Genomic DNA, 9139 nt, shown 5'->3' with positions numbered 1-9139 from the left:
GTAGATTCAGCGATGGGTTTTAGTTTTGCCTGACGGGTAAGCGCGTAGCGCGAGGCGGGATGTATGACTGCTGGTCCACTTCGTATAGCGGTGCGACGTGCGCGCCTCGTCTACATGCCAACAACGATGAAACCCCGCTAACGACACTCCCCCGGTTGGACCACTCCGAGGGAGCGGTCTGGAGGCGACTGGCAAGCATTGGCGGTGGGAAGCTGCTTTCTTTGCTTACTTTCTTTGCAGCAGCAAAGAAAGTGAGTCCCGCCCCGGACAGGGGCAGAGCTAATAAACCAAAAACAAGACAAGTTCCATAGAAGCCCAAGCGCATCAAACGGTGTAACCCACACCCCAAGCGCCAGCGACAACAACCGGAGACATTGAAATGCGCTCACTCATAGCAAGCCGGACCCGCTGCGCCCGCGCGCTCGCCGGCCTCACGATCGCCATCACGGCATGCACGGCCCACGCCGCCGACTGGATCGTCTCCAGCAACGACGGCAAGTACCAGCGCGTGGAAGGCCGCGATACCTACCCGGCGAACCCGCAGCCCGACACCCTGACGCTCCTCGACGCCAGCCGCTTCCCGCCGCAAGTCAAAGTGCAGGTAGAGGTCGAGAACGGCATCCAGGGCCCGCCGCAGGCGGTAGCCATCACCCCCGACGCCAGCGTCGCGCTGGTCGCCGCACCGACCCGCTACGACCAGGCGGCCAAAAAGCTGCTGATGGATACATTCGTGCAAGTGGTCGACCTGAAGGCCACGCCGCCCGCCGTCACCCGGCTCGACATCGGCAGCCATCCGCAAGGCATCGCCATCGACCGCGCCGGCCGGCTCGCGCTCGTCACGTGCGTCGATGGCAGCGTCGTGGTGCTCGGCATCGAGGGCAATCGCGTGACCCTCGCCGACACGCTGAAGATCGCGCAGAAGCGGCTCGCCGGCGTGAGCTTCACGCACGACGGCCGTCACGCGCTCGTGGCGTTGCGCGACGAACAGGGCGTCGCCGTGCTGGACATCGCCGACGGCCACGTCACCGACAGCGGCGTGCGCCTGTCGAGCGGCGTGGCACCCTACACCGTCGACATATCGAGCGACGGCAAATGGGCGGTCGTGAGCGATGTCGGACTGGCAGGCTTGCCGTCCTACGCCGGCAAGCTCGCGGGCGACGCCGACACGATCACGCTCATCGACGTCTCGCACGAGCCGTTCCGCTCGGTTCAGCACGTCACGGTGCCGTCGCTGCCCGAAGGCGTGGCGATCTCCGCCGACGGCAAATGGATCGGCGTGCAGGCGATGGACGGCTCGAACCTGACGCCCGACAACCCCGGCCGCCACGCGCGCGGCAAGGTTCTCCTGTTCGCGATTCGCGACGGACAAGCCGTGAAGATGTCCGAGGCGCCGGGCGGGGAGGCCGCGCAGGGCATCGTCTTCAGCGCCGACAGCAAATACCTGATCGTCCAGTTCAACGTCGAGAAGCAGCTTGCGCTGTTCGCCGTCAACGGCGGCCATCTGCGCGACACCGGACAAAGAATCGCGCTCACTGGCGGACCGTCGTCGCTCCGGACAACCCCGCGCTGACGCGCCGACCATCGAGAAAGAAAGAGGAGAGCCAAGCATGCGAACGATGAACGCAGCACGCAAGAACGTCGTGGTGTTTCGCCAGATTCCGGACGACCTGCTCGAACGAATCCGGGCGTGGCACGACGTGGTCGTCGCCGATCCGCGGCGCGCAGAAGAGTTGCCGCGCTTTCGCGAAGCGCTGCACGACGCCGATGGCCTGATCGGTTCGAGTTTCAAGCTCGGCGCCGAAGAACTGGCGCGGGCACCGCGTCTCAAGGTGATTTCGAGCATTTCAGTCGGCGTCGACAACTACGATCTCGGCTGCCTCAAGGAACGCGGCATCACGTTGTGCCACACGCCCGGCGTGCTGACCGAGACGACCGCGGACACCGTGTTCGCGCTCGTCATCGCCACGTCGCGGCGTCTCGTCGAACTGTCGAATCACGTGCGCGACGGCCGCTGGACGCGCAACGTCGGCGAAGACCTGTTCGGCTGGGACGTGCATGGCAAGACGCTCGGCGTGCTGGGTTTCGGCCGGATCGGGCAGGCGGTGGCCCGGCGCGCGGCGCTCGGGTTCGACATGCCGGTGGTCTTCCACGACCCGTTCGACGTGCAGGTGCCCGCCTCGCTCGCCGGGTACGCCGTGCGTGCATCGTTCGACGAAGTGCTCGCGCGCGCCGACATCGTCGCGCTGACGCTGCCGCTCTCCGACGAAACGCGCGGCCTGATGGACGCGCACGCATTCTCGACGATGAAGCCCGGCGCGATCTTCGTCAACGGCTCGCGCGGGGCGATCGTGCGCGAGGACGCGCTGGTGGCCGCGCTCGACAGCGGCCATCTGCGCGCGGCCGGCCTCGACGTGTTCGCGGTCGAACCGCTGCCGCAGGATTCGCCGCTGCGCACCCATCCCAAGGTCACGGCGTTCCCGCACATCGGCTCGGCGACGCACGAGACGCGCCGCGCGATGGCCGAGCTCGCGACCGAAAACCTGCTGCGCGTGCTCGACGGCGAGACCGCCGTCGCCGCGTTCGATCTCTCGAAGGTATAGAGCATGACGCCTCATTCGATTCCATCCCTTTGCGGGTCGCTGGCCGGCCAGCCGTTCACGTTCAACGTCAAGGTGCATAACGCGGCGTACCGGGCGCTCGGCGTGGACTACACGTTCGTCAGCTTCGGCGTCGAGGATGCCGGCGGCGCGGTCAATGCGATGCGCACACTCGGCATTCGCGGGTTGAACGTGACGATGCCGCACAAGCAGGCCGTGATCGCACACCTCGACGCGCTCGACGAAACCGCGCGTGAAATCGGCGCGGTCAACACGATCGACAACCGCGACGGCTATCTCACCGGCTACAACACCGACTGCGCGGGCGCCGTGCGCGCGCTCGAAGAAGTGACGTCGTTGCAAGGGCGGCGGATCGCATTGCTCGGCGCGGGCGGCGCAGCACGCGCGATCGCCTGGGGCGTGCAGCGGGCGGGCGCGCGCGTGACCGTATTCAACCGCACGGCGTCGCGCGGACAGGAACTGGCCCGCGACTTCGGCCTCGCCTTCGGCGGCGATCTGAGCGACTTCGACCCGGCGGCATTCGACGGCGTGGTCAACGCGACGGCCGCCGGTTTCCGCGCGCCGGACGTCAACCCGTTGCGTGCCGGGCAGCTCGCGCCGCACCTGTTCGTGATGGACGCGGCATTTATCCCGGTGCGCACGAAGCTGATCCGCGAGGCCGCCGGGATCGGGTGTCGCGTGGTCGATGGCACGCGCATGCTGTTGCATCAGTTTTGCGGACAGGTCGAACTGTATACAGGCAAGCCGGCGCCGCTCGACGTGATGAGCGCCGCCTTGCTCGACGAGATAGCGCGGGTCGGCTAGGCCGGCGTGGTCCCGGACCTCGCGACAAGACGAGGACGGATTCATCGCCGTGGCGAATTTGGCGAAGGTAGCGATAAGCGGCGCTCGCGCCGCCATGCAGGACGGGCCGTTCGGATCATGACGCGATCAGGAACGAACGGCATCCCAATCGGAGGAGACGACATCATGAAACACCAGCAAACCATCGCGGCCGCCCCGGGCGACGCTTATCCGGACGCCGGCAGCGGCAGGCAGGAGGTCACGACCGGCGACCTGTATCGCGCCGCGTGGGCGGCATCGCTTGGCAGCGCGCTCGAATACTACGATTTCGCGCTGTATAACCTCGCCTCGGCGCTGATCTTCGGGCCGCTGTTCTTCCCGTCGAGCGATCCGAGCATGGGCCTGATCGCAAGCTTCGGCGCGTACTTCCTGGGCTTCGCGATCCGGCCGGTGGGCGGCATCATCTTCGGGACGCTCGGCGATCGCTATGGGCGCAAGTTCGTCCTGATGGCGACGATCCTGCTGATGGGCATCGCGAGCACGCTCATCGGCCTCTTGCCCACCTACGCGACCGCCGGCGTCTGGGCGCCGGTCCTGCTCGTGGGCTGCCGCCTGCTGCAAGGGCTCGGAGCCGGCGCGGAGCAGGCCGGCGCCGCGGTGCTGATGGCCGAGTACGCGCCCGCGAAGCGTCGCGGCTACTTCGCGGCGTTGCCATTCATGGGCGTGCTGCTCGGCACCGTGATGGCCGCCGCGATCTACTTCGCGCTGGTGCGCGTCGAGGACATTTCGCAAAGCTGGCTGTGGCGCGTGCCGTTCCTGTTGAGCGTCGTGATCATCGCGGTGGCGATCTGGATCCGGCTGAAGCTCAAGGAGTCGCCATCGTTCGCCAAGCTCGAAGCGCGCCATCAAGTCAAAGACAGCCCGTTGAAGCACCTGATCAAGCATTCGAAGCCCACGCTCCTCAAGGTAATCGGCATGCGGATGGCGGAGAACGGCGGCTCGTCGATCTATCAGTCGCTCGCGATCAGCTACATGGCGACCGCGACCGGCCTCAAAGGGCAGATCGGCCCGATCGCGCTGCTGCTGGCGGGCGCGTCGGGGGCGATCGTGATTCCGTTGACCGGCATCCTGAGCGACCGGCTCGGACGCATTCCCGTCTATCGCGCGTTCGCCGTGTATCAACTGGTGCTGGCTTATCCGACCTGGTGGGTGCTGAGCCAGGGCAACGCGACGGCGAGCATCGCGATGCTGTGCGTCGCGCTGGCCGGTGTCTGGGGCATGTTCGCGACACAAGGCGCGCTGCTGCCCGAACTCTTCGGCGCGCAGCACCGGTACGCCGGCGTGGCGGTGGGGCGCGAAGTGTCGGCGGTCATCGCGGGCGGCGTGGCGCCGCTGATCGGCGCATCGATCATCGCCTGGGCGACCGCGCACTGGGGCGGCAGCGAAGGCCGGATTCTCGCGTGGATTCCGCTTGCCACGTACGTCGCGATCCTGAGCCTGATCGGCGTGGTGACGACCTTCTACACGCCGGAAACACGCGGCCGGGATCTCGATGACCTGCGCGATGCCGCCGAGATGCCGGGGCAGTCGGTCGGCGGCACGGCGGACGCCAGCGTGCGCCATTGAAGCGTTGACGTTCGATGCAGTTCCGGCGAGCGAAGTGGCGAGTTAAAGTAGCGCGTGCGGGCAACACGCGCCGCTTCCTTCTCGACACCATTTCTTTCTCGACACACTATGCGCCGCATCACGGTTCGTCGTTCAAGGGTCCACGGCCGCGGCGTATTTGCGCTGACGCCTATCAGCGCCGGCGAGGAAATCGTCGAATACAAGGGCGAACAGGTGTCGTGGAAACAAGCCCAACGCCGCTATGAGCGCTCGGGCGCCGCTGAAGGACATACGTTCTTCTTCGACTTGGACGACGGGCGCGTGATCGATGGCGCGATCGGCGGCAATTCGGCGCGCTGGCTCAATCACAGTTGTGCGCCCAATTGCGAAGCGGAGCAGCGGGGCAATCGCGTGTTCATTCGCGCGATTCGCGACATCGAGGCGGGCGGCGAGCTTTTTATCGACTATCAGTTGACTGTCGGGGGGCGCCTGACAGCGGCGGTGAAGCGCGTTTATGCGTGCAGGTGTGTTTCGAGGCGATGTCGCGGGACGATGCTGGCGACTGGTTAGCCTTTTGGGGCTTGGGCGAGTTTGTGGCGTTCGACGCGCTTGGGCTTCGATGAAACTTGCTACTGGTTTATTAGCTTTGCTCCTGTCCGAGCGCCATCAAACTGCTTCCTCCAGGACCGACGTCCCTTCCCGATGCTTCTGGTCCGCGCGGATCATGTCCGCCGCCTTCTCCGCAATCATGATCACCGGCGCGTTCGTGTTGCCCGACACAAGTTCGGGCATCACTGACGCGTCCACGACGCGCAGCCGCGCGAGTCCGTGCACCCGCAGGCGCTCGTCGACGACGGCCAGCGCATCGCGGCCCATCCGGCAAGTACACGCCGGGTGATAGATCGACTGGCTGTAGCGACGGGCCGCGTCGAGCAACTCGGCGTCCGACTGGAACTGCGCCCCGGGCACGAATTCAGACACGATGTGCGGCTTGAGCGAAGGCGCTTCGGCAATCCGCCGCGCCACCTTGATGCCGCCGATCACCACGGGATGATCGCGTTCGTCGGAGAGGTAGTTGGGCTGGATCGCCGGATACTCCAGCGGGTCCGCCGACCTGATCTCGACGCTGCCGCTGCTGTGCGGCCGCAACTGGCACACCGAAGCGGTGAAGGCGGAGAACGGATGCGCGCCTTCGCCGGGCTTGTCGGCGCTCAAGGGCTGCATGTGGAACTGGATGTCGGGGCGGTCCACGTCCGGCCGCGAACGCGTGAAGATCGCGACCTGGCTTGCTGCGAGCGTGAGCGGCCCGGTGCGCCAGAGCGCGTACTGAACACCGATCCAGGCGCGACGCAGCGGATTCTTCACTTCATCGTTGAGCGTGCGTTCGCGCGTCTTGAAGACGAGCCGCACTTGCAGATGGTCCTTCAGGTTCCTGCCGACGCCGGGCAGGTCGTGATGAATCCGCACGCCGGCGCGGCGCAGCACGTCGGCGGGGCCGACGCCCGAGTTCTGCAGGATCTGCGGCGAGCCGATCGCGCCCGCGGCGAGAATCACCTCGGCGTTCGCGCTCGCCTGCCGCAGTTCGCCGCCGCGCATGTATTCGACGCCGACCGCCTGCTTCCCTTCGAACAGCACCCGCGTGGTTTGCGCCCGCGTCTCGACGATCAGGTTCGCGCGGTGTCTCGCGGGACGCAGAAAGCCCTTCGCGGTGCTCCAGCGAAAGCCCTTGTAGGCTGTCTGCTGAAAATACGCGACGCCTTCCTGCGTGGCGCCGTTGTAGTCGTCGTTGAAGGGGATGCCGATGTCCTGGGCGGCCGCGATGAAATGCTCGGCGATCGGCCGGCGCAGCCGCAGGTCCGATACCTTCAGTGGACCGCCCACGCCGTGGTATTCATTCGCGCCGCGCTCCTGGTCTTCCGACTTCCTGAAGTAGGGCAGCACGTCGTCGTAGCGCCAGCCGTGATTGCCGAGCGCGGCCCAGTGGTCGTAGTCCTGGCGCTGTCCGCGCACGTAGAGCAGGCCGTTGAGCGAACTCGATCCGCCGAGCACCTTGCCGCGCGGCCATTGCAATTGCCGGCCCGCGATTCCCGCATCCGGCTCGGTTCGATAGCACCAGTCGAACGCCGGATTGTGCATCGTCTTGAAGTAGCCGACCGGGATGTGAAGCCACGGATTGTTGTCGGGGCCGCCCGCTTCCAGCAGCAGCACCCGGTTGTTCGGGTCTTCGCTCAGCCGGTTGGCAAGGACGCAGCCCGCTGAGCCCGCGCCGACCACGATGTAGTCCACTTCGAACGACATGAAAACCGTCTCCTGAAATCGCCGGTCGATCGTCTCGTCCTGAATTCGTATTGGATAGTCATGAATCGGGCGCGCCGGGTTTTTGAGCCCGTTGGAACGGATCGTTCCGTTTTGTCAAGGAACAGGGCCTGCCAATTCAAAACGTCCCTGCAAGCTCCCGCGCCGCTTCCTGCAAGCGCGGAACGAATTCGAGCGTTCGCGAAAGCGGCGCGCGCGATACCGGCGCATGCACGGCAATCGCCGCGATGCACTGGTTCTGCGCATCGACGACAGGCGCCGCCACGCACACGATCCCGACGACAAACTCCTCGTTGTCGATAGCGATGCCCTTGTGCGCCGCACGGTCGAGTTCCGCTTCGAGCAATTCGGGATCGGTGATGGTGTTGGGCGTGAAGCGCTTCAACTGTAGCGCCCGCACGAGCACCGCGCGTTGTTCCGCCGGCAGCTTCGCGAGCAGCAGCTTGCCGCTCGCACTACAGTACGCGGGTACGTGCGAGCCGGGCTTGAGGTCGAGGCGCAACGGCCATGGCGCTTCCACGCGGTCCAGATAGAGGACTTCCGTCTCGTGCAGCATCGTGAGGTTGCAGGTTTCGCCGAGATCGGCGACGAGGCGCGTCAGGATCGCATGCCGCAGGCGCCGCGCGCCGGAATGCATCATCACGCCGAGTCCGAGTTGCGCAAGACGCGGCCCGATCACGTAAGCGTTTTTCTGGCCCGGTTCGCGGATCACGAGGCCGCCCGCCTCCAGCGAAGCCAGCATGCGATGCAGCGACGCCTTCGGCGCATCGACTTCATGCGCGATATCCGCAAGCGAAACGGGACCGTCCGCGGCGACCAGGTGTTCAAGCAGCGCAAACGCACGCAGAGTCGGGGTGTCCGCTTTTTTCATGTCTGCCGTTCCGGAAAATGGATCGGCTTCATTGTACTCAATGGTCTTTTGCCGAGGGATTTCCAGGGCGAAAGGTTCGGCTCGCCCGGCTTTTTCGTCGGAGCGGGGTTTCCGGTTTTCGGAACGCGGGGCGGGATCGTCGGATGACTCCCGGGTAGGGGAGACGTGCTCCGGGCTGTCAGCGGATAGCGGCAAGCCGGATTCGAAATTCATGGTCGGCCCCTGGGACGGCGGGTTTCAAAAAGAGGCGCGCGGGAACCGGTCCCGCACGCCCATCGCAGCGGAGGACTGAGCCGGCCGGGCCGGCGCCTGCGCCTGCGCGGCGTCCCGGACGCATGCGAACCGGGACGCTTCGACGCTCACACATAGTCCTTGTACTTGTCGAGCGTGCGCACCGGCTTGGCAAGTGCGTCGCGGCGGAACGGATCGCCCAGTTCGCGGGTGCACATGATCTCGATGATGGTGGTCTTGCCGTGATTCATCTGCAGGTCGATGGCGCGCTTGAGCGCCGGACCGACATCCTCCAGCCGGTCGACCACGATGCCTTCGGCGCCCATCGCCCGGCCGATCTCGGCGAAGCTCTGGTTGTCCAGTTCACCCGCGACGAAGCGACGGTTGTAGAAGTCCACCTGATTCTTCTTCTCCGCGCCCCACTGGCGGTTATGGAACACCACCGCAGTCACCGGAATGTTGTGGCGCACGCAGGTCATGGTTTCCATCAGGCTCATGCCCCAGGCGCCGTCGCCGGCGTAGGAGACCGCCGGCCGGTGGGGTGCTGCCACCTTCGCGCCGATGATCGTCGGAAACGCGTAACCGCAATTGCCCCAGCTCATCGCAGCGAAGAAGCTGCGCGGCTTCTCGAAGCGCAGGTAGCTGTTCGCCACCGAGTTGATGTTGCCGATGTCGGTGGAGACCATCACGTCGTCGGGCATCGCTTTTTCCAACT

The 9139-nt window shown here is 65.8% G+C and carries 8 protein-coding genes; 5 read left to right on the top strand and 3 right to left on the bottom strand.

Annotated features, from left to right (window positions below; all coding sequences use genetic code 11):
• Positions 1–379 precede the first annotated feature (379 nt).
• The 5 genes from AWB68_RS39975 to AWB68_RS39955 all read left to right on the top strand — a co-directional run bounded on the left by AWB68_RS39975 (position 380) and on the right by AWB68_RS39955 (position 5576).
• Positions 380–1570: a YncE family protein gene (locus AWB68_RS39975; RefSeq protein WP_087649707.1), complete on the top strand. Its 1191-nt coding sequence runs from the start codon at positions 380–382 to the stop codon at positions 1568–1570.
• 37 nt (positions 1571–1607) lie between these two features.
• Positions 1608–2600, top strand: a complete 993-nt coding sequence (locus tag AWB68_RS39970) for a 2-hydroxyacid dehydrogenase (protein ID WP_087649706.1) — start codon at positions 1608–1610, stop codon at positions 2598–2600.
• 3 nt (positions 2601–2603) lie between these two features.
• The gene (locus AWB68_RS39965; RefSeq protein WP_087649705.1) at positions 2604–3422 is read left to right on the top strand and encodes a shikimate dehydrogenase family protein; all 819 of its coding nucleotides are present in this window, start codon (positions 2604–2606) and stop codon (positions 3420–3422) included.
• Positions 3423–3587: 165 nt separating this feature from the next.
• Positions 3588–5027: an MFS transporter gene (locus AWB68_RS39960; protein WP_087649704.1), complete on the top strand. Its 1440-nt coding sequence runs from the start codon at positions 3588–3590 to the stop codon at positions 5025–5027.
• Between the two features lie 108 nt (positions 5028–5135).
• On the top strand, positions 5136–5576 hold the full coding sequence (locus AWB68_RS39955) for an SET domain-containing protein (RefSeq protein WP_087649703.1): 441 nt from the start codon (positions 5136–5138) through the stop codon (positions 5574–5576).
• A 96-nt stretch (positions 5577–5672) separates the two neighbouring features.
• On the opposite strand, the gene AWB68_RS39950 is transcribed toward AWB68_RS39955, so the two are convergent.
• The 3 genes from AWB68_RS39950 to AWB68_RS39940 form a co-directional block, all read right to left on the bottom strand.
• Complete coding sequence (locus AWB68_RS39950; protein WP_087649702.1) at positions 5673–7304, bottom strand: GMC family oxidoreductase; 1632 nt, start codon at positions 7302–7304, stop codon at positions 5673–5675.
• A gap of 136 nt (positions 7305–7440) precedes the next feature.
• A complete protein-coding gene (locus tag AWB68_RS39945; protein WP_087649701.1) occupies positions 7441–8193 on the bottom strand; it encodes an IclR family transcriptional regulator in 753 nt (250 codons plus the stop codon).
• Between the two features lie 359 nt (positions 8194–8552).
• Positions 8553–9139, bottom strand: a 587-nt coding sequence (locus AWB68_RS39940) for a thiamine pyrophosphate-dependent enzyme (protein ID WP_235028769.1), incomplete at its 5' end; no start/stop codon positions are given.

The organism is Caballeronia choica (assembly GCF_001544535.1).
Taxonomy (GTDB): Bacteria; Pseudomonadota; Gammaproteobacteria; order Burkholderiales; family Burkholderiaceae; genus Caballeronia; species Caballeronia choica.
This window is presented reverse-complemented; position numbering and strand designations above follow the sequence as displayed.